Here is a 23,835-nt window from a genome sequence, read left to right on the forward strand (position 1 = left end):
GGGCGATGCTGGCGGGGTCGGCCCCGATCCGCTATGGCGCAGCTATCCGCGCCGAAGGAGGACCCTCTATGGCCCTGCAATATGCCCGGTCGATCGTCTTCGTCGTGCAGATGTACGCCGCGATGGCCGTCCTCGCGATCGTGTTCCTACCCTGGGCGCTCTTCAGCGCTCGCGGCGCGCGCATGGCCTGCAAACTCTATTGCCGATGGGTCGTCTGGTCCGCCGGCTGGATGGTCGGCCTGCATTCGGAGGTCCGCGGCGAGGTGCCGACCGGCGAGGTGCTGATCGCGGCGAAGCATCAGAGCTTCTTCGACATCATCGTCATCTTCGACGCGGTGCCCGCCGCCAAGTTCATCATGAAGCGCGAGCTGCTCTATGCACCGATCTTCGGGCAATACGCCTATCGGATCGGCTGCGTTCCCGTCGATCGGGGCAAGCGTGGCAAGGCGATCGCCAAGATGCTGCACGACGTCGCGCGGGGCCGGGCACAGGCGGGGCAACTCGTCATCTATCCGCAAGGCACCCGTGTCGCACCGGGGGTCGAGGCCGCCTACAAGACAGGCAGCCATGTCCTCTACGAGCAGTTGGGCCAGACCTGCATCCCGGCGGCGACGAACGTAGGCATCTTCTGGCCGCGGCACGGACTGTTGCGACGACCGGGCAAGGCGGTGGTGGAGTTCCTCCCGCCGATCGCGCCGGGCCTCGACCGCCGGGCCTTCCTTGCGGAGCTGACCCGCCTGATCGAAACGCGGTCGGACGCGCTGATGGCGGAGGCGGGGTTCGCCCGGCCGCCGCAGCCCTGATCACGCCTACCGGCGCTCAACCGCGCAGCGTGCCGCCGGTGGCCTGGGTGACCTTGGCGATCACCGCCTTCGAGAGAGCCTCGATCTCCGCCTCCTTCAGCGTCTCGCCGCGGGGCTGGATCCGTACGGTGATGGCCAGCGACTTGCGCCCCTCCCCAAGCGAGCCGCCGATGAACTCGTCGAAGACGCGGACATCCTCGATCAGGGCCTTGTCGGCACCCTGCGCGGCGGCGACGAGGCTCTGCGCCTCGACCTTTTCGTCGACGACGAAGGCGAAATCGCGCTCCACCGCCTGAAGGTCGGAGAGTTCGAGCGGCGGCCGCGCGGCGGAGCGGTTGCGCGGCATGGGGATCTCTTCGGGCCAGATCGTCAGCGCCATCGCCGGGCCCTTCACCTCCATTGCATCGAGGATCCGCGGATGGACCTCCCCGAACGTGGCTAGGATCTTCTTCGGACCGAGGCCGATGCGCCCGTGCCGTCCGGGATGCCACCACGGATCGCCGTCCCGCAGGATCTGCGTTTTCGCCGGCGCGCCCAAAGCGCCGAGAAGGCTGTCGACATCCGCCCGGACGTCGTAGACATCGACCGGCCGCGACGACCCGTGGACGTCCTTCGGCCCGCTCCGCCCCGTGAGGAGCGCAGTCAGCGCCGGGCGCTGTTCACCGGGCTCGCCGCCCGAGAAGACCGCGCCGATCTCGAAAAGCGCGATGTCGGTCTGCCCGCGCTTCTGGTTGCGCGCGGCGGCCCGGAGCAGGCCCGGCAGGAGGTCGGGGCGCAGATGGCTCATCTCCGACGAGATCGGGTTCTCGAGCCGCGTGGCCTCGCCTCCGCCGCCGAAGAGCGTGGCGGCGGCCGCGTCGATGAAGCTGTAGCTCACGACCTCGTTGTAGCCGAGTGCGGCCGCCATCCGCCGCGCCGCCTGTTCGCGCCGCTGCCCCTCCGTCAGGATCGGGGCGGGCACGCCCGGCTGTGGCCGGGGCATCGGCCGTGTAGCGAGCTTGGTGAGGGAGGCCATGCGGGCGACCTCTTCCACGAGATCGGCCTCTCCCTGCACGTCGGGCCGCCAGGAGGGAACCCTGGCCATGTCACCGTCGAGGGTGAACCCGAGTGCTTCGAGCGTCTCCCGCTGGATGTCCGCGGCGATCTCCATGCCGACGAGGCTCACGACGCGCATCGTGTCGAGACGGTAGGCGCGGGCCGTGTCCGGCGCGGCGCCGGCCTCCACGACCTCCGAGGCCTCGCCGCCGCAGAGATCGAGGATCATCTGAGTGGCGAGATCGAGACCGGGCCGGGTGAACGCCGGGTCGATGCCGCGCTCGAACCGGTAGCGGGCGTCGGAATTGAGCTTCAGCGCCCGGCCCGAACGCGCGATCGTCACGTGGTTCCAGTAGGCGGATTCGAGGAACACGTCCGTCGTCTCCTCGCTGACGCCCGTCGGCGCGCCGCCCATGAGGCCCGCGAGGCTTTCGATCGCGTGGTCGTCGGAGATGGCGAGCATGCCCGGGCCGAACGTGTAGGTCCGCTCGTCGAGCGCCTCGATCGTCTCGCCGCCCTTCGTCATGTGGACGCGCAGGTCGCCCGTGACCTTGCCCGCATCGAAGACGTGGAGCGGCCGGTTCAGGTCGAAGGTGAAGAAGTTGGTGATGTCGACGAGGGCGGAGATGGGTCGAAGCCCGATCGCCTTCAACCGCGCCTGCAGCCAGGCGGGGGAAGGGCCGTTCGTCACCCCGCGAATGAGCCGCCCGGTGAAGTGCGGCGCGTGCTCCCGCGCGTCCGCGTCGATGGAGACGCCGATGGGGCAGGGGAAGGCCCCAGCGATCTCAGCCGTCTTTGCGGGTTTCAGCGTACCGAGGCCACGAGCGGCGAGATCGCGGGCGATGCCGCGCACGCCGAGTGCGTCGGGCCGGTTGGGCGTGATCGCGATCTCGATGACGGGATCGACCTTCTCGGGCGCGTTCCGGGAGAGCCAGTCGGCGAAACTCTCGCCTACCTCGCCCGATGGCAGCTCGATGATGCCGTCATGTTCGTCGCTGAGCTCCATCTCCCGTTCGGAGGCCATCATGCCGTGGCTCTCGACGCCGCGGATGCGGCCCACCTGGATCGTCGTGTCGATGCCGGGAACGTAGGTGCCGGGAGAGGCCACGACGACGGTGATCCCCGCCCGCGCGTTGGGCGCGCCGCAGATGATCTGCTTCACGCCGTCGGCCGTCGCCACGCGGCAGACGCGCAGCCGGTCGGCGTCGGGATGCTTCTCGGCAGCCTCGACATAGCCCAGGCGGAAATCGCGGAGCGTCGCCGTGGGATCGGTGACCTCCTCCACCTCGAGGCCCAGATCCGTCAACGCCTCCGCGATTTCCTCAGCGGAGGCCTCGGTATCGAGATGGTCGCGGAGCCAGGACAGGGTGAACTTCATCGCAGGAACGCCTCTTGAGCAATCGTGCCGGGCCTTAGCCGATGGCCCCGCAAAAGGGAACCCGCGGCGGGAAACGGAACGGGGCGGCCCGGATGGGCCGCCCCTTCGTTGTGCCGGTTGGCAGAGATTACGACTTGGACGGCATCTGCGTCTGCGTGTCGCCCTGATGGTTCTGGGCGGAGTCGGACGTGTTCGGCGTCGCCCGTCCGGTCAGTGTCGCGAAGACCATGTTGTCGGAGACGGAGGCGAGCTGTTGCTCGGCCTTCTGCGTGTTGCCGTTGTCGATTTCCGTCAGGGCCTGGTCGATGGCCTTCACCGTGGAATCGTGCGGCACGAGCGCGGCGACTTCTACCATGTCGATCTCGTTGACACGGAAGATCGACCGGCCCTGATCGCCCGACCCGTTCGTCTGCGAGGCGTCGGCGGTCTTCTGGTCGCTGCCGGTCTGACCGTTCTTCGTTTGCGAAGAGGCGTCCGCGGTCTTCTGATCGCCGCCGGTCTGGCCCTGCTTCGCCTGGGAAGAGGCGTCAGCGGTCTGCTGGGTCTGGTCAGTGCCGTTCTGCGGCTGCGCGCTCAGCGATTCCGAGATCATCGTGTCGCTGCCCACCGCGAAGTACGAGGAGTCCGTGAGCTTGTCGACGCCCTGAACCTTGCCGCCGCCCGAGGCGTCCTTCTTCAGCATGTCGGCCGTGATCGCATCGGAGGAAGCGTCTCCGAACTTCGCCTTCGCATCCTGAAGGAGGCTCTTGGCCTGATCGGTGCTGTCGTTGCGCAGCGCGAGCCGGGCCATCTGAACTTCCTGCATCGCGTAGGAGGCCTTCTGGGAGACCTTCAAAAGCTGGTCACTGCTCTGGCTGTCGGAGCCTTGCTGCGACTGGCTGGATTGCCCGGTCTGCGATTGCGAAGCCTGCGATTGCTCGGTCTGCGGTGCCTTGGCTTGCTCTGCCATGGCGATGCCAGTGGTCAGGGATGTGGTGGCGAAAAGCGCGGCAAGGATCGCAGCGGCTGTTTTATGACGTTTCATGATTTTGCCCTTTCTCAAAGACCCGCTGAGGCGGGGTCCGTCGGCGTCGCGATCCGCTGTGGGTCGCTATCGGCGTCGGCGGGCAATGGTTCAGGTGTGTACGGCATAATCGTCGATCAAGATAAAAAATCGTCTCGTCGAAATTTTTTTGGATCTTGTTGCCTTTGCGCACGCGGTCGTCTCTCCGCATCTCCCTCCTCGCTCCCGCGATGGGCCGACGCCCAACGGGCGACCCCCAGAGCGGGCAGAATGACGACGGACCAGCCGATGGCGTTGAGCACGGTGAGCCGCACCTTGGCCTCCCGCGACCACTCGTCGGAAAGCCACAATCCGACATGTCCGGCGACGACGAGCGACGCGAGGAGCAGGATTGCTGCGAGTTTCACCCATTTCATGGGCTGGATATGGGGCAGGGAGCGCAGCAGGCGAGCCCCGGATGCTACTCCCGCGCGGAGAGCGCCTCTTCGTCGTTCATCGCTTCCAGCTTCAGCTCGCGGAAGAGCCGAAGCGTCGGCTTGACGGCGAAGGCGACCGAGCCGATCACGAAGCACCAGATCGCCGGCGTCTCTAGGCTCGACCAGAAGAACATCACGGAGCCCGCGAGAAACAGGATCGCGGCGGAGAAATCGATGAACGTATAGGCCAGCTCGACGCGGGCATAGAATCGCTTCGAGCGTTCGGACTTCTGGCGATTCTCGTGGCGGAACAGACCCCAGGGCATAATCAGACCCCTCCCCGAAGCGTCGGCACCTGCAACCCGCCAAATCCGTAATGCCGGAGCCAGCGCAGGTCCGAATCGAAGAAGGCCCTGAGATCGGGGATGCCGTATTTCAGCATCGCGATCCGGTCGATGCCCATCCCGAAGGCGAAGCCCTGCCACTCGTCGGGATCGACGCCGCCCGAGCGCAGGACGTGCGGATGGACCATGCCGGAGCCGAGCACTTCGAGCCAACCGTCACCCTCGCCGACCTTCACGGTGCCGCCCTCGAAGCTGCACTGGATATCGACCTCCGCCGACGGCTCGGTGAAGGGGAAATGCGACGCGCGGAAGCGGGTCTTCACCGACCTCCCGAAATAGGCGGTGAAGAATTCCTCGAGCACCCATTTGAGGTTCGCCATGGAAATGTCGCGGTCGATCGCGAGCCCCTCGACCTGGTGGAACATCGGCGTATGGGTCTGGTCGTAATCGGCGCGGTAGACACGGCCCGGACAGATGATCCTGAGCGGCGCGCCCATCTCCTGCATGGAGCGGATCTGCACGGGGCTCGTATGGGTGCGCAGCACATGGGGCGGGCGGTCGTCGCCTTCGGCGCGGGCCATGTAGAACGTGTCCATCTCACCCCGGGCAGGGTGGTGGTCGGGGATGTTGAGCGCGTCGAAATTGTACCAGTCGCTCTCGACTTGCGGGCCTTCGGCGACGGCGAAACCCATATCGGCGAAGATCGCCGTGACCTCCTCCCAGACCTGGCTCACCGGATGGACCGATCCGTCAGCCGGGCCACGCCCGCTCCGCCGTCCCGGCAGCGTCACGTCGAGCCATTCGCCCGCCAGCCGCGCATCCAGAGCCGCGTCGTGAAGCGCGGCCTTTCGCGCGGCAAGGGCGGAGGTGATCTCCGATTTCAGCTCGTTGAGCCGCGGTCCCTCGACCTGACGCTCCTCGGGGCTCATGCGACCGAGCTCGCGCATCGCGAGGGCGACCTCGCCCTTCTTGCCGATCGCGCTGAGCCGCACCTCTTCGAGCGCGGCCTCGTCTGCGGCCTCACCGATGCGCGTAAGGTACTTCGAGCGTAGGTCTTCCATCACATCCCCCGGGGGCCGGAACTCGGCTGTGGCACTAGCGCGCGCGGGGCCGGAGGGCAACCGGGGACCCCCGGGGGAGGGGCTGCGTTGGCAATGGGAATGAACAGGGAGTTTGCCATGAGATCACGATCCATCGCCCTCGCCGCGGCGCTCGCCTTTTCCGGGGGTGCCGCGGTCGCGGCCACGTCGGACGAATTGAGCGCGGCGCTTGTCGGAAACACCTTCCAGGGCGACATGGGCGGCGGGACCTATTCGAGCTACTTTGCCGAGGACGGGACCTATCACGACGCGTCGGGCAGCGGGCCCTACGAGATCACGGAGGAGGGCGTCTGCTATCCCGACACGGAATTCGGCTGCTACCAGGCGGAAATCGACGGGCAGAGCCTCGAATGGATGCAGGACGGCAGCGGGGTCGGAACGGGCACGATCCTCGAGGGCGATCCGCTCGGCTTCGGCCCGTGATCCGAGCAAGAGCGAAACGAAAGGGAGATACGATGCGTGCATTTCTGACGACGACACTTCTCGCGGCCCCGATGGCGACCGCGGCGATTGCCGACGACGTGAGCTACGACGTGGATGGTGTCGAGCATACCGGCTACTTCGCGTCCGCCCAGGACGACGATGACGGGGCCGAGGGGCTCGTTCTCATCGTCCATGACTGGAACGGCATCGACGAGTATGAACGCGGGCGCGCCGACATGCTGGCCGAGGAGGGCTACGATGCGTTCGTGATCGACATGTACGGAGCCGATACGGAGGCCGGCACGGTCGAGCAGAACCGCGCCGCGACCTCGGAACTCACGCAGGACCGAGAGAAGATGCGGTCGCTGATCGAGGCGGGGCTCGAGCAGGCGCGCGGCCAGTCGGACGCGGAGGGGCTCGTGGTCATGGGGTACTGCTTCGGCGGCGGTGTGGCGCTCGAGATGGCACGGTCGGACTTCGCCGGGGAGGCGGACGGTTTCGCCACCTTCCACGGCTCGCTCGGCACGCCGGAGGGGCAGGGCTACGACGCAAGCGTCGCGCCTATTCTCATCATGCACGGGGGCGGGGATACGAGCGTCACGCTCGAGGATCTTGGCGCACTGATGACGGAGCTCGAGGAGTCAGGGGCCACCTATACCGCGGAGGTCTATGCCGGTGCGCCACACGGTTTCACCGAGCCGGGCGAGCGCTATCAGGAGCGCGCGGACGAGGAGAGCTGGGACGCGTTCGGGGATTTCCTGGAGGAGCGTCTCTGACGCGAGCGAACGGTCGACACGAAAAAGGCCGCGTCCCTTGGGCGCGGCCTTCGCATTTCGGCAGGTCGGCCTGGTTCAGGCGGCCTGCGGCAATGCCGATTTCGCCTGATCGACGATCGAGGCGAAGGCCTCCGGCTCGTGCACGGCGAGATCGGCCAGCACCTTGCGGTCCACCTCGATCCCGGCGAGCGCCAGGCCGTTGATGAAGCGCGAATAGGTCAGGGTCTCGTCGTGGCTCCGGACGGCGGCGTTGATACGCTGGATCCAGAGCGCGCGGAAATTACGCTTGCGGTTCTTGCGGTCGCGGGTCGCGTACTGGTTCGCCTTGTCGACGGCCTGCGTGGCGGTCTTGAAGACGTTCTTGCGACGGCTGTAATACCCTTTCGCGGCCTTGATGACTTTCTTGTGACGGGCGTGGGTCGTGGTCCCACCTTTGACGCGTGCCATGGGTCAGGACTCCTTTTCAGCGATCGTAGGGCATGTAGAGCTTCACAAGCTTCTGGTCGGGCTTGCTCAGGACCTGCGTGCCGCGCGCGTCGCGGATGAAATCGTTCGACCGCTTGATCATGCCGTGCCGTTTGCCGGCCTGGCCGCCGACGACCTTGCCGGTGGCCGTCACCTTGAAACGCTTCTTGGCGCTCGACTTCGTCTTCATCTTGGGCATTTCCGTCTCCTCTGTCGGGCGGTATCGGACGCGACTCGGCATGCCACATTGGCCGGTGCGTCCGTCGGAAGGGGCCGTATAGGGGGCAAGCGCGCCCCGCGCAACCCGTAAAACGGGCGGGTCAGCCCGGATCCGTGGCGAAGATCAGCCGCTCCTCGCAGGGCGCGACCCGCAGGATGTTGGTGGTGCCGGATTGACCGAACGGCACGCCGGCCGTCACCACGATCTGATCCTCCGCCGTGGCGAAACCCTCGGTGCGGGCTGCGCGAGCGGCATTGATCACCGCCTCCTTGAAGCGGCTGACCTCGCCCGTCGTCACGCAATGCATGCCCCAGCTGAGGCAGAGGCGCCGTGCCGTGCCACGCATCGGGGTAAGCGCGATGATCGGTACCATCGGCCGTTCCCGTCCGACGAGGACCGCCGTGGTGCCGGTCTGGGAGAAGCAGCAGATGGCCTTGATGTTCGTCGTCTCGGCGATCTCGCGGGCGGCGGAGACGATGGCATCGGCGACCGTCTCCTTGATGCCGCCGCGGCTCGCATTGATGACGTCCCGATAGGTGGGATCGGATTCCACCTCGATGGCGACGTTGTTCATCGTCATGACGGCTTCGACCGGATAGGCGCCGGCAGCCGATTCCGCACTCAGCATGACCGCGTCGGCCCCTTCGTAGATCGCGGCCGCCACGTCGGAGACCTCCGCGCGCGTGGGCATGGGCGATTCGATCATCGATTCGAGCATCTGCGTCGCGACAATCACGGGCTTAGCGGCGGCCCGGCACTTGCGCACCAGCCGCTTCTGGATCGGCGGCACGTTCTGGACCGGCAGCTCCACGCCGAGATCGCCACGCGCCACCATGATCCCGTCCGAGGCTTCGAGGATCGCGTCGAAATGCGCGACGCCGGAGGGCTTCTCGATCTTCGACAGGATCGCGGCGCGGCCACGGGCGAGTTCGCGTGCCTCCTCGACGTCGGCGGGCCGCTGCACGAAGCTCAGCGCCAGCCAGTCCACGCCGAGCTGGCAGACGAATTCCAGATCCTTGCGATCCTTCTCCGAGAGCGCGGCGAGGGGCAGCACCACATCGGGCACGTTGACGCCCTTCCGATTAGAGATCGTGCCGCCCACGATCACTTCGCATTCGGCGAAATCGGGGCCGCATTCGCGGACGCGCAGGCGGATCTTGCCGTCGTTGACGAGGAGGCTCGATCCCGGCTCAAGCGCCTCGAAGATTTCCTTGTGGGGAAGCTGTACGCGGGTCGCGTCGCCTTCCGCATCGTCGAGGTCGAGGCGGAACGTGGAGCCCTCCGCGAGTTCCTCCTCGCCGTTCGCGAAGACGCCGACGCGCAGCTTCGGTCCCTGCAGGTCGGCGAGGATCGCGATCGGCCGTCCGAGATCCTTCTCGATCTGCCGGATGATGCCGTGCCGGACGCCGATGTCGTCGTGGGACCCGTGCGACATGTTGAGCCGGAACACATCCGCGCCCGCCTCGAAGAGCGCGCGGATCGTCTCGTAATCGCTCGATGCCGGGCCGAGGGTCGCGACGATCTTGATCTTGCGGAGACGTCTCATGCGCGCTGCCTTCTGTTAGCGTCGGACTCAGCGTCGGTTATGGAGGAACGCCGGGAGGCTGACAACCGCGCGACGCACCTTGACGCTCAGGTCGCCCGAACCCAGCTGAAGGTCATGCAAAGGAGGCCCGGCATGGACGACGCGACACGCACCGAACTCGAGGCTGCCGCGTTCCGGCGGCTGCGCGACCATCTGCAGCAGCGCACGGACGTGCAGAACATCGATCTGATGAACCTCGCGGGGTTCTGCCGCAACTGCCTCAGCCGCTGGTACCAGGAGGCCGCGGAAGAGCGCGGTATTGCGATGGACAAGGACGCGGCACGCGAGGAATTCTACGGCATGCCCTACGACGAATGGCGCGACCGCCACCAGCGAGAGGCCTCGCCGTCGCAGCAGGCGGCCTTCGCATCGAGCCATGGGGAGAACTGAGATGGCATCACGGATCGTGAGCGCGGCGCTTCTCGCCCTGGCGCTCGGCACGGCGCCCGTCGCGGCGGCGCCCAGTGCGCAACTCACCACGAGCGTGGCACAGCGCCTCTCGAATTTCGGCATCCGGGTCGATCCCGAGGAGCTGACGACAGCGCAGGCCTCCGCGCTTCATATCCTACTCGTTTCGGAGCGGGGATACGTCAATGTGCGGCGCCGCGCGGAAGCGATCCTGCGCAATCCCGATTACCGCGACTGATCCTCAGCTCGCCGTGCGCTTGCTTTCCTCGAGATAGATTTCGCGCAGGCGTGCAGCGATCTTGCCGGGCGTGCCGTCGCCGACCTTCGCTCCGTCGATCTCGACCACGGGCGTGACGAAGCTCGACGCGGAGGTGATGAAGGCTTCGTCAGCCGCCTGCGCCTCTTCGATCGTGAAGGAACGCTCCTCGACCTCCATCTGTGCCTCCCGCGCCATCCTCAGGACGGCGGCGCGGGTGATACCGTGCAGGATCTCCTGGCCGAGTTGGCGGGTGACGATCTTGCGGCCAGTGACGATGTAGGCGTTGTTCGACGTCCCCTCCGTCACGTGCCCGTCCTCGACCATCCAGGCGTCGTCCGCACCCGCGGCCTTCGCCATCATCTTGCCCATCGACGGATAGAGGAGCTGGACCGTCTTGATGTCGCGCCGTCCCCAGCGCGCATCGGGGATCGAGATCACCTTCAGACCCATCTTCGCCGCGGGGCTGTCCGCGAGGCCCGGCTTCGATTGCGTGAAGAGCACGACGGTCTGTGCGGTACCCGCTTCGGGAAAGGCGAAGTCGCGGTCGGCCGCGCCGCGGGTGACCTGAAGATAGATCAAGCCGTCCTCGATCCCGTTCTCGGCCACGAGCCTGTGATGGACGTCGCGCAAGGCTTCGGCCTCCATCGGCATAGACATGCCGAGTTCCCCGAGCGAGCGGTCGAGCCGCGCCGCGTGACCATCGAAATCGATGAGCTTGCCGCCAAGGACGCTCGTCACCTCGTAGACAGCATCCGCGAAGAGGAAACCCCGGTCGAAGATCGATACGGTGGCGCGCTCCTCGGGGAGATATTCGCCATTGACGTAGACGGTACGGGACATGGGGCGTGCCTTCTCCTTTTCTGCCCCGCCGGTCTGCGCTGCGGACAGGGCGCGGTCAAGCCGCCTCGGTCCGGCGATGGCTAGGGGCGCGAGGTCGCCCGGCATTGTCCTGCGGCTTGAGCCCGGAAATGGCGCCCGGGTCTTGCGGGTGGCATCGCAATATTCTACCCAATGGCGCGACGCAGAAGCAACTTTATTTCGAGGAAGTGCATGTCCTTCAGGGTCCAGCCGCAACCACCCGCCCGTCCCAATCGGTGTCAACTCTTCGGACCCGGCTCCCGCCCGGCGCTTTTCGAGAAGATGGCGGCGAGCGCGGCGGACGTCATCAATCTCGACCTAGAGGACAGCGTCAGCCCCGACGACAAGGCTGAGGCGCGCCGGAACGTGATCGCGGCGACGCACGAGGTTGACTGGAACACCAAGCATCTGTCGGTGCGGATCAACGGCCTCGACACGCCCTACTGGTACCGTGACGTGGTCGACCTGCTCGAGGAAGGATCGGAGCGGATCGACCAGATCATGATCCCGAAGGCGGGCTGCGCGGGGGATATCTATGCCGTCGATGCGCTCGTCAGCGGCATCGAGGCGGCGAAGGGCCGTTCCAAGCGGATCGGGCTCGAAGTGATCATCGAGACGGCGGCGGGCCTCGCCCATGTCGAGGAGATCGCGGCCGCCTCCCCGAGGATGCAGGCGATGAGCCTCGGCGCCGCGGATTTCGCGGCCTCCATGGGGATGCAGACGACGGGGATCGGCGGCACGCAGGAGAATTACTACATGCTGCGAGAGGGGCAGCGCTACTGGTCCGATCCTTGGCACTGGGCGCAGACGGCAATCGTCGCGGCCTGCAGGACGCACGGGGTGCTGCCGGTCGACGGGCCGTTCGGGGATTTCTCGGACGAGGAGGGGTTCCGCGCGCAGGCCCGCCGCTCCGCAACGCTCGGGATGGTCGGAAAATGGGCGATCCACCCGAAGCAGGTGGCGCTCGCCAACGAGGTCTTCACGCCATCGGACGCGGCGGTCGCGGAGGCCCGCGAGATCCTCGAGGCGATGGAGGAGGCGAAGCGGACCGGGCAGGGCGCGGCCGTCTACAAGGGCCGGCTCGTCGATCTCGCCTCGATCCGACAGGCGGAAGTTGTCGTGCGACAGGCGGAGATGATCGCCGGGTGAGTGCGACCGCCCCGGCGCGGGGGAGGCGCTTGCATCGCCCGTTGCCGGGGCCCTATGAGGTGCGCGTGATCGCTTGAGGGGAGGACCGCGCGCGCATGGCACATTACCTCGACTTCGAAAAGCAGCTCGCCGAGATCGAAGGCAAGGCGGAGGAATTGCGCGCGATGGCGCGCCGCGAGGACGGGGCGGATGTCGAGGATCAGGCGCGCGCGCTCGACCAGAAGGCGCAGACCCTGCTCGACGATCTCTACAAGGGTCTTTCGCCATGGCAGAAATGCCAGGTCGCGCGGCATCCCGACCGGCCGCATTGCCGCGACTATATCGAGCGGATGTTCACGGAATTCACGCCGCTCGCCGGTGATCGCGCCTTCTCGGACGATCATGCCGTGATGGGCGGGATCGCGCGGCTCGACGGCCGGCCCGTGGTCGTGATCGGGCACGAGAAGGGCAACGACACCGGTTCCCGGATCGAGCGGAACTTCGGCATGGCGCGGCCCGAGGGCTACCGCAAGGCGATCCGGCTCATGGATATGGCGCATCGCTTCTCGATGCCGCTCGTGACCCTCATCGACACGCCCGGCGCCTATCCCGGCAAGGGCGCGGAGGAGCGCGGCCAGTCGGAGGCCATCGCGCGCTCGACGCAGAAATGCCTGAGCCTCGGCGTCCCTATCGTCTCCGTCGTCATCGGCGAGGGCGGGTCGGGCGGGGCCGTCGCCTTCGCCACGGCGAACCGGGTCGTGATGCTCGAGCATTCGATCTACTCGGTGATCTCTCCCGAGGGCTGCGCGTCGATCCTCTGGAAGGACGCGGAGAAGATGCGGGAGGCGGCCGAAGCGCTGCGTCTGACGGCACAGGACCTGAAGAAGCTCGGTGTCATCGACCGCGTCATCAAGGAGCCGCATGGCGGCGCGCAGCGCGATCCCGACGTCGCGATCGATGCCGTGGCGTCGGAGGTGATCGCGCTTTTGTCCGAACTCTCCGCGCTGGACGCGAAGGCGCTGATTACGGATCGGCGGCAGAAATTCGTCCGGATGGGCGATCGGGGTCTCGCCGCCTGAGCGTCGGAGAGCGCTCTCAGCCTTCGACGTACCGGCGCAGGACCCGCTCCGTTCCCTCTTTCTCGAGCGCTCGGAGATGCCGGGCGAAAGGCTTCGTAAAGCGCTCCTCCCGTGCGAGGCTTCCGAAGATCGTTCGCATCTCTAGGAAGGCCATCGGATCGTCCTTTGCCCGAACCGCGTGGTCGTGCAGTGTCTCGGCCATCGGATCGTCGATCGTGATCTCTGCTCCGCTGTCGCTCTTGCCCTGGAGGTAGCGGCACCAGAGCGCGGAGACGAGGGAAAGCCCCTCGATCCCCTCGTCGCGAGCGAGCCGATCACGGGTGGAAGGCAGGATGAACTTCGGCTGCCGGTTGGACCCGTCGAGGCAGAGGCGCGCGACGGTATCGCCCACGCCCGGATTCTCGAGACGTTCGATGACCTGCGCGTAATATTCCGCGAGATCGGTGTCGGGGACGGGCGGCACGATCGGAATGATCTCCTCGTGCTCGATCTTGTCGAGGAAAGCGCGGATGAGCGGATGGGCCGCCGCGTCGTGGACGAAATGGATATCGAGAAGCGCCGACGGATAGGCCATCGCCGCGTGCCCGCCGTTCAGGATGCGGATCTTCATCGTCTCGAACGGCGCGACGTCGTCGGTCATCGTGACACCGACGGTCTCGAAGGCCGGGCGGCCCTGCGGGAAGCGATCCTCCAGCACCCATTGGCGGAAGCTTTCGCAGGTCACCGGCCGCTCGTCGGCATAGCCGTACCGATCCCGCACCATCTGACGCTCCCGGTCGGATGTCGCTGGCGTGATCCGGTCGACCATCGCGCAAGGAAAGGCCACTTCCGTCCCGATCCACTCGGCGAGGTCGGGGTCGATCTTCTTCGCCAGTCCAAGCACGGTGGCGCGGGCGACGTGGCCGTTCTCCGGCAGGTTGTCGCAGGACATGATCGTGTAGGGCGGGGTGCCGGCCTCACGACGCGCCCGGAGCGCCGCGATCATCGCGCCGAAGACGCTCCGCGGCGCATCCGGGTGCTCCGCATCGTGCACCATGTCGGGATGGTCGGGGTCGAACTCTCCCGTCGCCGCGTCGATGTAGTAGCCGCCTTCGGTCACGGTGAGCGAGACGATGCGGATTTCGGCATCGCTCATCCGGGTGATCAGGGGGCCGTTTCCGTCGGCCACCGGAACGAAGTCTATCATCGCGCCGGTGACGACGGCCCGATCCGTCTCCGGATCGAGTTCGACGATCGTGGTGAGCCAGTCCTGCGCCTCGAGATCGGAGCGGATCGTCGTGTCCGCGGGTCTCACGCCGGCACCCACGATGGCCCAGTCATGGTCGCGCCCCTCCTGCAGCAGATCGTGCAGGTAGAGCGCCATGTGAGCGCGGTGGAAGTTGCCGAGCCCCACATGGACGATCCCCTGAGCGAGATCGGCACGGGCGTAGCGGGGCACCTCGACATCGTCGGGCAGGCTGTCGAGAACGGCAAGCGAAAGGCGTTCGGTCATCAGGTCATCCGTTGCAGGGGTAGTTGCGGCGAGGTCTCAGGCTAGGCGAAGGCCCTTCTCGTCAAAGCGGTGGATCTGGCGCGCTTCCGGCTCGAGATGGATTGTATCGCCGTGGCGCAGCCCGATCTCGCCATCCGCACGCACCGTCATGGGCTCGTCCATTCCGGGGATCTCGACGTGGAAGAAGGTGTCCGAGCCCAGATGCTCGGACACGATGATCCTGCCGGTGAAGGTGCCGCCCTCTTCGACGATGCGCATGTGTTCGGGCCGGACGCCGATCGTGGTGCAGTCATGACGCGCAGCGTGCTCTCCCGTCATTAGGTTCATCTTCGGCGAGCCGATGAAGCCCGCGACGAAGAGATTGCGCGGGTTGCGGTAGAGCTCGAGAGGGGAGCCGACCTGCTCGACGTGACCCGCACGCAGGACCACGATCTTGTCGGCCATCGTCATCGCCTCGACCTGGTCGTGGGTGACGTAGATCATCGTGGTCTTGAGCCGCTCGTGCAGCTCCGTAATCTCAAGCCGCATGCCGACGCGCAGCGCCGCGTCGAGGTTCGACAGCGGTTCGTCGAAGAGGAACGCGGCAGGTTCGCGCACGATCGACCGGCCGATCGCGACGCGCTGGCGCTGTCCGCCGGAAAGCTGGCCGGGACGGCGGTCGAGATAGTCGGTGAGGTTCAGCACCGCGGCCGCACGCTCCACGCGCTTGTTCTGCTCCTCGGCATTCAGACCGGCCATCTTCAGCGGGAACGCGATGTTCTTGCGCACGCTCATGTGCGGGTAGAGCGCGTAGGACTGGAACACCATGGCGAGCCCGCGCTTGGCGGGCGGCAGGTCGGTGGCGGGCTTGCCGTCGATGCGGATCTCGCCCGACGACACGTCCTCGAGCCCGGCGATGAGGCGCAGCAGGGTGGACTTGCCGCAGCCCGAGGGCCCGACGAAGACGACGAATTCGCCGTCCTCGATGGCGAGGTCTAGTGGCGGGATGACCTCCGTTTCGCCGAACTTCTTCTGCACTTTCTCAAGCGTGATATTGCCCATTGGAGGTCTCCTTACTTCACCGCGCCGAAGGTCAGGCCGCGGACGAGCTGCTTTTGCGAGAACCAGCCCATGATGAGGATCGGCGCGATCGCCATGGTCGATGCGGCGGAGAGCTTGGCGTAGAAGAGGCCCTCCGGACTCGAATAGCTGGCGATGAAGGCGGTGAGCGGCGCCGCGTTGGCGGCCGTCAGGTTCAGCGTCCAGAATGCCTCGTTCCAGGCGAGGATGATGTTGAGAAGAAGCGTCGAGGCGATACCCGGCACCGCCATCGGCGTCAGCACGTAGATCACCTCGGAGGCGAGCCCGGCCCCGTCCATCCGCGCCGCTTCTAGGATGTCGACGGGGATTTCGCGGAAATAGGTGTAGAGCATCCAGACGATGATCGGCAGGTTGATGAGCGTCAACACGATGACGAGGCCCAGCCGGGTGTCGAGCAGCCCCCAGTCGCGGAAGATGAGATAGAGCGGGACGAGTACGCCCACGGGCGGCAGCATCTTCGTCGACAGCATCCACATCAGCACGTTCTTGGTCTGGCGCCCCGGCACGAAGGCCATCGCCCAGGCGGCGGGGATCGCGATGATAAGCCCGATGATCGTGGAGCCGAGCGAGATCACCACGGAGTTCCAGAAGTGCCGGAAATAGTCCGAGCGCTCCTGCACCGCGGTGTAGTTCTCAAGCGTCCAGTCGAAGGCCAGGAAGACGGGCGGATCGGCGATCGCCGTAGCCTCGGTCTTGAAGCTCGTCAGAACGGTCCAGAGGATCGGGAAGAAGATGAGGATCGCGATCGTCCAGGCGACGGCGGTGTTGATCGCCTTGCGGCTGTTGGGAACGGCACGGGCCATGTCATGTCCTCCGAAGGGCTTTTGCGGGACGCCGCGGCAGGCGCCCGGTCGTCCCGGGCTCGACCCGGGACCTCGCGGGGGCAAGGACCGTCGGTCCGTGCCCGGAGGGGCCCCGGATCAGGTCCGGGGCACGTTGCACGCGATCAGGCATCGAGATTCTTCCCGATCATCCGCATGAGGAAGATCGCCACGATATTGGCGAGGATGATCGCCACCACGCCGCCCGCGCTGCCGGTACCTACATCGAAGCGCAGGAGGCTTTCGGCGTAGACGAGGTAGGTGAGGTTCGTCGATGCGGTGCCGGGACCGCCATTCGTCGTCACCAGGATCTCCGCGAAGATCGACAGGAGGAAGATCGTCTGGATCAGGACGACCACGGTGATCGCGCGCGCGAGGTGCGGCAGCTTGATGTACCAGAACCGGCTCCACGCGCTCGCGCCGTCCATCTCCGCGGCCTCGAGCTGTTCACTGTCGAGCGATTGCATGGCGGTGAGCAGGATGAGCGTGGCGAAGGGCAGCCATTGCCACGACACGATGCCCACGATGGAGGCGAGCGGAGCCTGCGTCAGAAAGTCGAAGGGCGCCATCCCGAAGGTGCCCGCGAGGAAGGCGAAGAGACCGTTCACGGGGTTCATGAACATGTTCTTCCAGACAAGTGCCGAGACGGTGGGCATGACGAAGAAGGGCGAGATCACCATGATCCGCACGATCCCCGTGCCCCACATCGGCTGATCGAGCAGGACGGCGAGACCGATCCCCCCAAGGACCGTGATGAAGAGCACGCCGAGAACTAGGATCAGTGTGTTCACGATCGCCGTCTGGAACGCGGGGTCGGTCAGGAAGTAGCTGTAGTTCTCCCAGCCCACGAAGGGGTTCTCGCCCGGCATGAGGAGGTTGTAGCGCAGGAACGAGAAGTAGAGCGTCAGCGCGAGCGGCACGGCCATCCAGAGGAGCAGGACGATCACCGAAGGCGCGATCATGAATCGTGCCGCGGCACGGGAATGTTGCGTGGCCATGCTTGCCTCCCCCCGAGGTGGTGTTCGACGCCGAAGTCTGGTCCGGATCTCCGCCGTCGTGAGTAGGGGCGGCCGCGACGGGCCGCCCCAACCGGATCAGTCCATGTAGCCGGCGCGCTGCATCTCCCGCTCGGTGATGCTCTGGGCCTGCGAGAGGGCCTGCTCGGCGGTCGACTGGCCGGCGAGCGCTGCGGAGATCGCCTGTCCGACCGCCGTCCCGATACCCTGGAATTCGGGGATCGCGACGAACTGGCCGCCGGTATAGGGCACTTCCTGGACGGAGGAGTTCTGCGTGTCGGCCGCCTCCATCGAGGTCAGGGTCATCTCCGCGAAGGGTGCGGCGTCGATGTATTCCTGGTTCTCGTAGAGCGAGGTGCGCGTACCCGGAGGCGCCGCGCGCCAGCCCTGCTCCTCTGCCACGATCTCGGTATATTCCTTGGACGTGGCCCAAGCGACGAACTCCTTCGCCGCGTCGACGGAATCCGACGAGGCCGGGATCGCGAGGTTCCAGGACCAGAGCCAGTTGCCGTGGTTGTCGACGCCTTCCTTGTTGGGGAATTGCGCGAAGCCGACATTCTCAGCGACGGTCGATTCGTCGGGATCGGTGACGAAGCTCGCGGCGACGGTGGCGTCGATCCAGATGCCGCAGCGGCCCTGCTGGAACAGCGAGAGATTTTCATTGAAGCCGTTCGCGGCCGCGCCCGGAGGCCCGTATTCGTTCAGCATCGTGAGGTAGTCGTTCGTCGCCGACTGCCATTCGGGGCTGTCGAATTGCGGGCGCCAGTCCATGTCGAACCAGCGTGCGCCGTAGGAATTGGCCATGGCCGTCAGGAAGGCCATGTTCTCGCCCCAGCCGGGCTTGCCGCGCAGGCAGATCCCGTAGGTCTGCTCCGCCTCGTTCGTCATCGCCTCGGCGGCGGTCATGATGTCGGACCATGTCGGCTGGTCGGGGATCGTCACGCCCGCTTCCTCGACCAGATCGGTGCGGTACATGACCATCGCCGATTCGCCGTAGAAGGGCAGGGCGTAGAGCGTGTCGTCGACGGTCAGCGCCTGCCGGATCGACGGCAGCAGATCGTCGGTGTCATAGCCTTCCGGAAGCTCGTCGAGCGGCGCCAGCCAATCCTGCTTGCCCCAGATCGGCACTTCGTAGTTCCCGATCGTCAGAACGTCGAACTGACCGCTGCCGGTGGCGATATCCGTCGTCACGCGGCGGCGGAGTTCGTTCTCCTCGAGGGTCACCCATTGCAGCGTGATGTTCGGATGCGCTTCGGTAAAGGCACCGGTCAATCCCTGCATGCGGACCATGTCGCCGTTGTTCACGGTGGCGATGGTGAGCGTGACGGGGTCGTCCGACTGCGCCTGCGCCGCAAGGGATACGGTGCAAAGGGCCGACGCGCCCAGAAGGGCGCGAGTAAGCGTCTTCATTGATGTCCTCCCAATGCCACGGTGGGCATTTGTATTTCGCGTGGGCATATATTCGCGAAAGAATGCGTCTTTTTCAAGAGCCAAGTTCTGCCGGTCGAAGTTGCCATCAGATTGCGTTAAGGACGGAACGGGCCGTCGCCTCGTCGGTGATGAGACCGTTGATCAGCGCTCCCCGGAGGGCGCCTGCGATTGCCGCGACCTTGCCCGGACCCGCCGCGAGGCCGATGACCGGCCTGTCCGCGGTATGTTCGAGCGGGGCGCTCGTCGACAGGGCGTTGCGCGCGCTGTCGAGAATGCGGCCCTCGCGGTCGAAGACACGGCTCGTGATCTCGCCCACCGCGCCACATGCCTGCAACCGTTCCATTTCGGGGCGGTCGATGAAACCGTCGACGTGGAGTGGTGCCGTCATGTCCATGCTGCCCAAGCCGACCATGCGCACGTTGCTCTCGTGGCAGAGCTGAAGAATATGGCGCACCGGCGTCTGCGCATTGAGAGAGGCGAGCTCCTCGGCGCTGGAGGCATAGACTGGCAGGGGCATCGGAAAATGCCGCGCGCCCACGCGTTCGGCAAGGCGGATGACGACGTTGTAGGGCGTGGCCGAGCCATCCTGCATCATGTTGCCGAGAAGAGAGACGATCTTATGATGCGGACAATCCATGACCGGGATCTGCTCGACCGCGGCACGCAGCGTGCGTCCCGTCCCAAGTGCCAGAACCTTTGGATTGCGCGATTTCAGGTGACGCTGCATCTCCATCGCCCCGGCGATCGCGATCCCGTTGAGCAGCAGCGGCGAGCCGGGATCGCTCGGCACGACTTCGCAGACGACAAGGCCGAAACGATCCTGCAGTCGCGCCATGAGTTCCATGCAGTTCGCGATCGGATGATCGAGGTGGACCTTCACGAGCTTCTCGCTCACCGCGAGGGAAACGAGCCGCTGTGCGCTCTGCCGCGACACGCCGAGCTTGCGGGCGATCTCGTCCTGTGTGTTGCCGGCCACGTAATAGAGCCAGCCGGCACGGGCCGCATCGTCGAGCCTGCTGCTGGTATTCACGTGCCTCGTCTCCCCCCGGGCAAGCAGGACGGTTGCCCGTCGATCGCAAGAGCATTCTGGAAATCGGTCTGTCTGTCAAAGGATCGGAGAATTCGCGATGGTCCCCGCCTGCATTCGACAACCCACGAGGTCGGCCGATCAGCCGAGATCGGATGCGGGATGCGCCATGGTCATGCTAGGGACACGGTGTTCCGGTGAACGACCGGGGTCTGACAGGAGCGAGGGAACAGGATGCTCAGTGAATTTCGTGACTTCATCGCCAAGGGCAACGTGATGGACTTGGCCGTGGGGATCATCATCGGCGCGGCGTTCACCGCCATCGTGACTTCTCTGGTGGAGGATCTGATAAACCCGTTGATCGGTCTTTTCGTGGGCGGCCTCGACTTCTCCGGCCTCAGCGTCGGCGTCGGTGATGCGCAGTTCATGTATGGCAACTTCATCACCGCGATCATAAATTTCCTGATCATCGCCTTCGTGGTCTTTCTCCTCGTCAAGGCGGTGAACCGGATCAAGTCCGCTGCGATCCGCGACGACGACGTGGCGCCCGAGGTCCCCACGGGGCCGTCGGAGAAGGACCTCCTCATGGACATCCGGGATGCGCTCGTCGAACGCCCGCTCAAGTGAGTTCCGCGACGACGGTGTGTGAATTCATCCGGGCGCTTCGACGGCGCCCGGCTTCTGTACGGGACGATCCGCGCCACACGGTCACACTGTTTCAGAATTGTACTGAAAGCCGGTTTCGTGCGCTATTCGAAGGCAGGATGCGCCGCCCAAGTGCGTTCGGCACAACTGATTTCCTAACCGACCATTAACAGGAGGAAATTGCCGCAGCAGATCGCCAAGGACGACGATCTCCGGTGATCGTCAAATCCGGGGGACTGGCGATCACCAAGATTTTTTTCGAGCGGAGCGCCGCACGGTGGTTTCAAGACTTCTTTGACAGAAGATCGACGATACTTTCGATCTATGGACAGTCATGGAAACCTCGCCACGACCCGCCCCACGCCCAAGGGGATCGCCAGCGCCGCGGAGCGGCGGTCGGACGCCATCGTGCACTATCTCGGTTTGCTCCTGGCGGTCGGGGCCGTCCCGACGCTGATCGCGCTCTCGGTCGTGAGGCGGGGGGATTGGGCGTCCGTCACCGCGATCTCGGTTTATGGTGCCTGTCTCGTCGGTATGCTCGGCTGTTCCGCCCTCTACAACATCACTCACGGTGGGCGCTGGACCCCGATCTTCAAGCGGATGGATCACTCCGCGATCTACCTCAAGATCGCGGCCACCTTCACGCCGCTCATCGCGCTCACGGGCATGGCGGGCTTCCCGCTCCTCGCCGGGCTATGGGGCGCGGCGCTCGGCGGCACATCCCTGAAGATCATCGCCCCCGACGGCATGCGATGGACGGGGCTCGCGCTCTATCTCGGAATGGGGTGGATCGGTGTCTGGGCCGGCGCTCCGATCATCGCCGCGCTTTCTCCGGCGGCATGGTGGCTCGTCCTGATCGGAGGGCTGCTCTACACGATGGGTGTCGTCTTCTTCCTGTGGGAGACGCTGCCCTATCACACGACGATCTGGCACGTCTTCGTGCTCGTCGCGACCGCGCTTCTCTACTGCGCGATCCTGCTTGAGGTCCTGATCGAGGTCTGATCGCCTGATTGCCAATCCCCGGACAACCCGCGTACTCGTCGGAAGGACGATACCGGGAGAACGGCATGAACGTGAACGACCTGCGCGAAAGGGGGCTCGTCCTCCTCGGATGCGGAAAGATGGGCTCCGCGATGCTCGAAGGGTGGCTGAAGGGGGCTCTGGAGCCACGTGACGTCTGGGTCATCGACCCGCAGCCGTCGGACTGGCTGCGCTCGATCGACGGTTTGAACCTGAACGCCGATCTGCCCGAACGTCCTGCGCTCGTCCTCGTCGCCGTGAAGCCGCAGATGATGGAAGATGCGCTGCCGCAGGTGAAGACGCTCGGCGGTGGGGGGACGGTGTTTCTCTCCGTCGCGGCGGGGACGACGATCGAACGCTACGAGCGGATGCTGGGTGACGGGACACCGGTGATCCGCGCCATGCCCAACACGCCGGCCGCGATCGGCCGCGGGATCACGGCGCTTGCCGCGAACGCCGAAGGGGCGCCCGCGCTCGACCTTGCCGAGACGTTGCTGTCCGCGGTCGGACAGACGGTGAGGCTCGAGACGGAGGATCAGATGGATGCCGTCACAGGTGTCTCGGGCTCCGGTCCGGCCTACGTCTTCCACCTCATCGATTGCCTCGCGAAGGCGGGTGAGGCCGAGGGCTTGCCGCCCGAACTGGCCATGCGGCTCGCGAAGGCTACGGTCGGTGGTGCCGGGCAACTTGCGGAAAACAGTCCGAAATCTCCCGAGGAACTGCGTCGCGACGTGACCTCTCCCGGCGGGACGACGAAAGCCGGGCTCGACGTCCTGATGGACATGGAGACCGGGCTGCCGCCCCTGATCCGGAAGACCGTCGCGGCGGCGGCGGCACGGGCGCGGGAGCTCGGGCGATGAGTGCGTCGATCGAGGATTTTCAGAAGCTTGACATCCGGGTCGGACGGATCACCCGTGCGGAGCCGTTCCCCGAGGCTCGCAAGCCCGCGATCCGGCTCTGGGTCGATTTCGGCGGCGAGCTCGGCGAGAAACGGTCGAGCGCGCAGATCACGGCGCATTACGCGCCCGAGGAGCTCGTGGGGCGGCAGGTACTGGCAGTGGTGAACTTTCCGCCGCGCCAGATCGGCAAGGTCCTGTCGGAGGTGCTGGTCCTGGGCGTGCCGGACGCGGACGGGGAGGTGGTGCTGATCGGGCCCGACCAGGACGTGCCGCTCGGGGGGCGGCTCTTCTAGACCGGTCCGATCCAGCAAGCCGCTGGAATCACTGCCCCATCTTCTCCCGCCAATGGCGCCGACAGAGCGAGATATAGGTCTCGTTTCCGCCGATCTGGATCTGGGCGCCTTCGGTCAGGACCTGGCCGGATTCGTCCTGGCGGACGACCATCGTGGCCTTTCGGCCGCAATGGCAGATGGTGCGGACCTCGCGGATCTCGTCGGCCCAGGCGAGGAGGGAGGCGGAGCCGGGGAAGAGCTTGCCCATGAAGTCGACCCGGAGGCCGTAGCACATGACGGGCACGTTCAGGTCATCGACCGCGCGGGCGAGCTGCCATACCTGCGCCTCGGTCAGGAACTGCGCCTCGTCGACGAAGAGGCAGGCCACGGGGCCTTCCGCAAGCCATTGTTCGAGAAGGCCAAAAAGGTCGTCGCCTTCGGTGAACGTGTCGGCGGGGGCGCCGATGCCGATGCGCGATCCGATGCGGCCCGGACCCGCGCGGGCATCTAGGGCGGCGGTCAGGAGGCGGGTCTCCATGCCGCGTTCGCGGTAATTGTGCGAAGCCTGCAGGAGCAGCGTCGACTTGCCCGCGTTCATCGTCGAGTAGTGGAAGTAGAGCTTGGCCATGGCACGCGGTAGCGTCCGGCGCGGGGCGGATCAAGCGTACACCGGGCGTACACGGTACGTGCAGCGAACGTACACCGGGCGTGCGGCAGGCGTGCACGGGCCGTGCAGCGCACGTGCACCCCGCGTCGGACTTCCGGTGCCGGACGTACATACGTCGTGCACGGAACGTCTGCCGATCGTCATACGATGGCCGGGAGACGCAACGTTCGCGAGGGTGGGTCGGT

27 protein-coding genes are annotated in these 23,835 nt (G+C 66.0%); 11 read left to right on the forward strand and 16 right to left on the reverse strand.

The annotated features are described in order from the left end of the window. Positions 1-68 precede the first annotated feature (68 nt). Positions 69-803: a lysophospholipid acyltransferase family protein gene (locus tag LX81_RS00165; protein WP_234822432.1), complete on the forward strand. Its 735-nt coding sequence runs from the start codon at positions 69-71 to the stop codon at positions 801-803. 16 nt (positions 804-819) lie between these two features. Here the strand turns inward: LX81_RS00165 and pheT are convergent, their stop codons facing one another. The 5 genes from pheT to pheS form a co-directional block, all read right to left on the reverse strand. Beyond that, positions 820-3,216, reverse strand: coding sequence for a phenylalanine--tRNA ligase subunit beta (pheT, locus tag LX81_RS00170; RefSeq protein WP_111535268.1), 2,397 nt, complete (start codon positions 3,214-3,216; stop codon positions 820-822). 127 nt (positions 3,217-3,343) lie between these two features. Next, the gene (locus tag LX81_RS00175; protein WP_111535269.1) at positions 3,344-4,240 is read right to left on the reverse strand and encodes a YfdX family protein; all 897 of its coding nucleotides are present in this window, start codon (positions 4,238-4,240) and stop codon (positions 3,344-3,346) included. Between the two features lie 116 nt (positions 4,241-4,356). Next, on the reverse strand, positions 4,357-4,635 hold the full coding sequence (locus LX81_RS22030) for a hypothetical protein (RefSeq protein WP_170133803.1): 279 nt from the start codon (positions 4,633-4,635) through the stop codon (positions 4,357-4,359). A 44-nt stretch (positions 4,636-4,679) separates the two neighbouring features. Next, positions 4,680-4,961: a YrhK family protein gene (locus tag LX81_RS00180; protein WP_111535270.1), complete on the reverse strand. Its 282-nt coding sequence runs from the start codon at positions 4,959-4,961 to the stop codon at positions 4,680-4,682. Positions 4,962-4,963: 2 nt separating this feature from the next. Beyond that, on the reverse strand, positions 4,964-6,040 hold the full coding sequence (gene pheS / locus LX81_RS00185; RefSeq protein WP_111535271.1) for a phenylalanine--tRNA ligase subunit alpha: 1,077 nt from the start codon (positions 6,038-6,040) through the stop codon (positions 4,964-4,966). Positions 6,041-6,157: 117 nt separating this feature from the next. Between pheS and LX81_RS00190 the strand changes: the two genes are divergently transcribed. Both LX81_RS00190 and LX81_RS00195 read left to right on the forward strand, forming a co-directional pair. Next, positions 6,158-6,502 (forward strand): hypothetical protein, encoded by a 345-nt coding sequence (locus tag LX81_RS00190; protein ID WP_146259369.1) that lies wholly within the window; start codon positions 6,158-6,160, stop codon positions 6,500-6,502. A 32-nt stretch (positions 6,503-6,534) separates the two neighbouring features. Further along, positions 6,535-7,278, forward strand: coding sequence for a dienelactone hydrolase family protein (locus tag LX81_RS00195; protein ID WP_111535273.1), 744 nt, complete (start codon positions 6,535-6,537; stop codon positions 7,276-7,278). 75 nt (positions 7,279-7,353) lie between these two features. Here the strand turns inward: LX81_RS00195 and rplT are convergent, their stop codons facing one another. The 3 genes from rplT to pyk all read right to left on the reverse strand — a co-directional run bounded on the left by rplT (position 7,354) and on the right by pyk (position 9,509). Next, positions 7,354-7,725, reverse strand: a complete 372-nt coding sequence (rplT, locus tag LX81_RS00200) for a 50S ribosomal protein L20 (protein WP_111535274.1) — start codon at positions 7,723-7,725, stop codon at positions 7,354-7,356. A 16-nt stretch (positions 7,726-7,741) separates the two neighbouring features. Further along, positions 7,742-7,942 carry a 50S ribosomal protein L35 gene (gene rpmI, locus LX81_RS00205; protein ID WP_111535275.1) on the reverse strand — a complete coding sequence of 67 codons (201 nt, stop codon included), beginning with the start codon at positions 7,940-7,942 and terminating at the stop codon, positions 7,742-7,744. 121 nt (positions 7,943-8,063) lie between these two features. After that, entirely contained in the window at positions 8,064-9,509 is a 1,446-nt protein-coding gene (gene pyk, locus LX81_RS00210) for a pyruvate kinase (protein ID WP_111535276.1), read from the reverse strand. A 132-nt stretch (positions 9,510-9,641) separates the two neighbouring features. Here pyk and LX81_RS00215 point away from each other — a divergent pair, with 132 nt between their 5' ends. Together LX81_RS00215 and LX81_RS00220 are read left to right on the forward strand one after the other, a co-directional pair. Then, positions 9,642-9,938, forward strand: a complete 297-nt coding sequence (locus tag LX81_RS00215; protein WP_111535277.1) for a DUF1244 domain-containing protein — start codon at positions 9,642-9,644, stop codon at positions 9,936-9,938. A gap of 1 nt (position 9,939) precedes the next feature. Next, positions 9,940-10,194, forward strand: coding sequence for a hypothetical protein (locus tag LX81_RS00220; protein WP_111535278.1), 255 nt, complete (start codon positions 9,940-9,942; stop codon positions 10,192-10,194). A gap of 3 nt (positions 10,195-10,197) precedes the next feature. Here LX81_RS00220 and LX81_RS00225 read toward each other — a convergent pair whose 3' ends face one another. Next, complete coding sequence (locus tag LX81_RS00225; protein ID WP_111535279.1) at positions 10,198-11,055, reverse strand: D-amino-acid transaminase; 858 nt, start codon at positions 11,053-11,055, stop codon at positions 10,198-10,200. A 210-nt stretch (positions 11,056-11,265) separates the two neighbouring features. Here LX81_RS00225 and LX81_RS00230 point away from each other — a divergent pair, with 210 nt between their 5' ends. Continuing rightward, a complete protein-coding gene (locus tag LX81_RS00230; RefSeq protein WP_111535280.1) occupies positions 11,266-12,222 on the forward strand; it encodes an L-malyl-CoA/beta-methylmalyl-CoA lyase in 957 nt (318 codons plus the stop codon). Positions 12,223-12,317: 95 nt separating this feature from the next. Continuing rightward, the gene (locus LX81_RS00235; protein ID WP_111535281.1) at positions 12,318-13,280 is read left to right on the forward strand and encodes an acetyl-CoA carboxylase carboxyltransferase subunit alpha; all 963 of its coding nucleotides are present in this window, start codon (positions 12,318-12,320) and stop codon (positions 13,278-13,280) included. A 16-nt stretch (positions 13,281-13,296) separates the two neighbouring features. Here the strand turns inward: LX81_RS00235 and LX81_RS00240 are convergent, their stop codons facing one another. The 6 genes from LX81_RS00240 to LX81_RS00265 all read right to left on the reverse strand — a co-directional run bounded on the left by LX81_RS00240 (position 13,297) and on the right by LX81_RS00265 (position 20,150). Beyond that, positions 13,297-14,772 carry a mannitol dehydrogenase family protein gene (locus LX81_RS00240; protein WP_111535282.1) on the reverse strand — a complete coding sequence of 492 codons (1,476 nt, stop codon included), beginning with the start codon at positions 14,770-14,772 and terminating at the stop codon, positions 13,297-13,299. A gap of 36 nt (positions 14,773-14,808) precedes the next feature. Beyond that, on the reverse strand, positions 14,809-15,813 hold the full coding sequence (locus tag LX81_RS00245) for an ABC transporter ATP-binding protein (RefSeq protein ID WP_111535283.1): 1,005 nt from the start codon (positions 15,811-15,813) through the stop codon (positions 14,809-14,811). A gap of 11 nt (positions 15,814-15,824) precedes the next feature. Next, positions 15,825-16,655 carry a carbohydrate ABC transporter permease gene (locus LX81_RS00250; RefSeq protein WP_111535284.1) on the reverse strand — a complete coding sequence of 277 codons (831 nt, stop codon included), beginning with the start codon at positions 16,653-16,655 and terminating at the stop codon, positions 15,825-15,827. A 143-nt stretch (positions 16,656-16,798) separates the two neighbouring features. Continuing rightward, positions 16,799-17,671, reverse strand: coding sequence for a carbohydrate ABC transporter permease (locus LX81_RS00255; protein ID WP_111535285.1), 873 nt, complete (start codon positions 17,669-17,671; stop codon positions 16,799-16,801). Between the two features lie 96 nt (positions 17,672-17,767). After that, positions 17,768-19,099: an ABC transporter substrate-binding protein gene (locus LX81_RS00260; RefSeq protein WP_111535286.1), complete on the reverse strand. Its 1,332-nt coding sequence runs from the start codon at positions 19,097-19,099 to the stop codon at positions 17,768-17,770. A gap of 106 nt (positions 19,100-19,205) precedes the next feature. Next, positions 19,206-20,150 carry a sugar-binding transcriptional regulator gene (locus LX81_RS00265; protein WP_111535287.1) on the reverse strand — a complete coding sequence of 315 codons (945 nt, stop codon included), beginning with the start codon at positions 20,148-20,150 and terminating at the stop codon, positions 19,206-19,208. Between the two features lie 231 nt (positions 20,151-20,381). On the opposite strand from LX81_RS00265, the gene mscL reads away from it, so the two are divergent. From mscL to LX81_RS00285, 4 genes are all read left to right on the forward strand, one after another. Beyond that, positions 20,382-20,774, forward strand: a complete 393-nt coding sequence (mscL, locus tag LX81_RS00270; protein ID WP_111535288.1) for a large conductance mechanosensitive channel protein MscL — start codon at positions 20,382-20,384, stop codon at positions 20,772-20,774. Between the two features lie 342 nt (positions 20,775-21,116). Beyond that, positions 21,117-21,794 carry a PAQR family membrane homeostasis protein TrhA gene (trhA, locus tag LX81_RS00275; RefSeq protein WP_111535289.1) on the forward strand — a complete coding sequence of 226 codons (678 nt, stop codon included), beginning with the start codon at positions 21,117-21,119 and terminating at the stop codon, positions 21,792-21,794. A 65-nt stretch (positions 21,795-21,859) separates the two neighbouring features. Further along, the gene (gene proC / locus LX81_RS00280; protein ID WP_111535290.1) at positions 21,860-22,672 is read left to right on the forward strand and encodes a pyrroline-5-carboxylate reductase; all 813 of its coding nucleotides are present in this window, start codon (positions 21,860-21,862) and stop codon (positions 22,670-22,672) included. Then, the gene (locus tag LX81_RS00285; protein WP_111535291.1) at positions 22,669-23,004 is read left to right on the forward strand and encodes a tRNA-binding protein; all 336 of its coding nucleotides are present in this window, start codon (positions 22,669-22,671) and stop codon (positions 23,002-23,004) included. The genes proC and LX81_RS00285 overlap by 4 nt, the downstream gene beginning before the upstream one ends. 28 nt (positions 23,005-23,032) lie before the next feature. Here the strand turns inward: LX81_RS00285 and LX81_RS00290 are convergent, their stop codons facing one another. Continuing rightward, on the reverse strand, positions 23,033-23,611 hold the full coding sequence (locus tag LX81_RS00290) for a thymidine kinase (protein ID WP_111535292.1): 579 nt from the start codon (positions 23,609-23,611) through the stop codon (positions 23,033-23,035). Positions 23,612-23,835: the final 224 nt, after the last annotated feature.

This window comes from Palleronia aestuarii, from assembly GCF_003253995.1.
Lineage (GTDB): Bacteria > Pseudomonadota > Alphaproteobacteria > Rhodobacterales > Rhodobacteraceae > Palleronia > Palleronia aestuarii.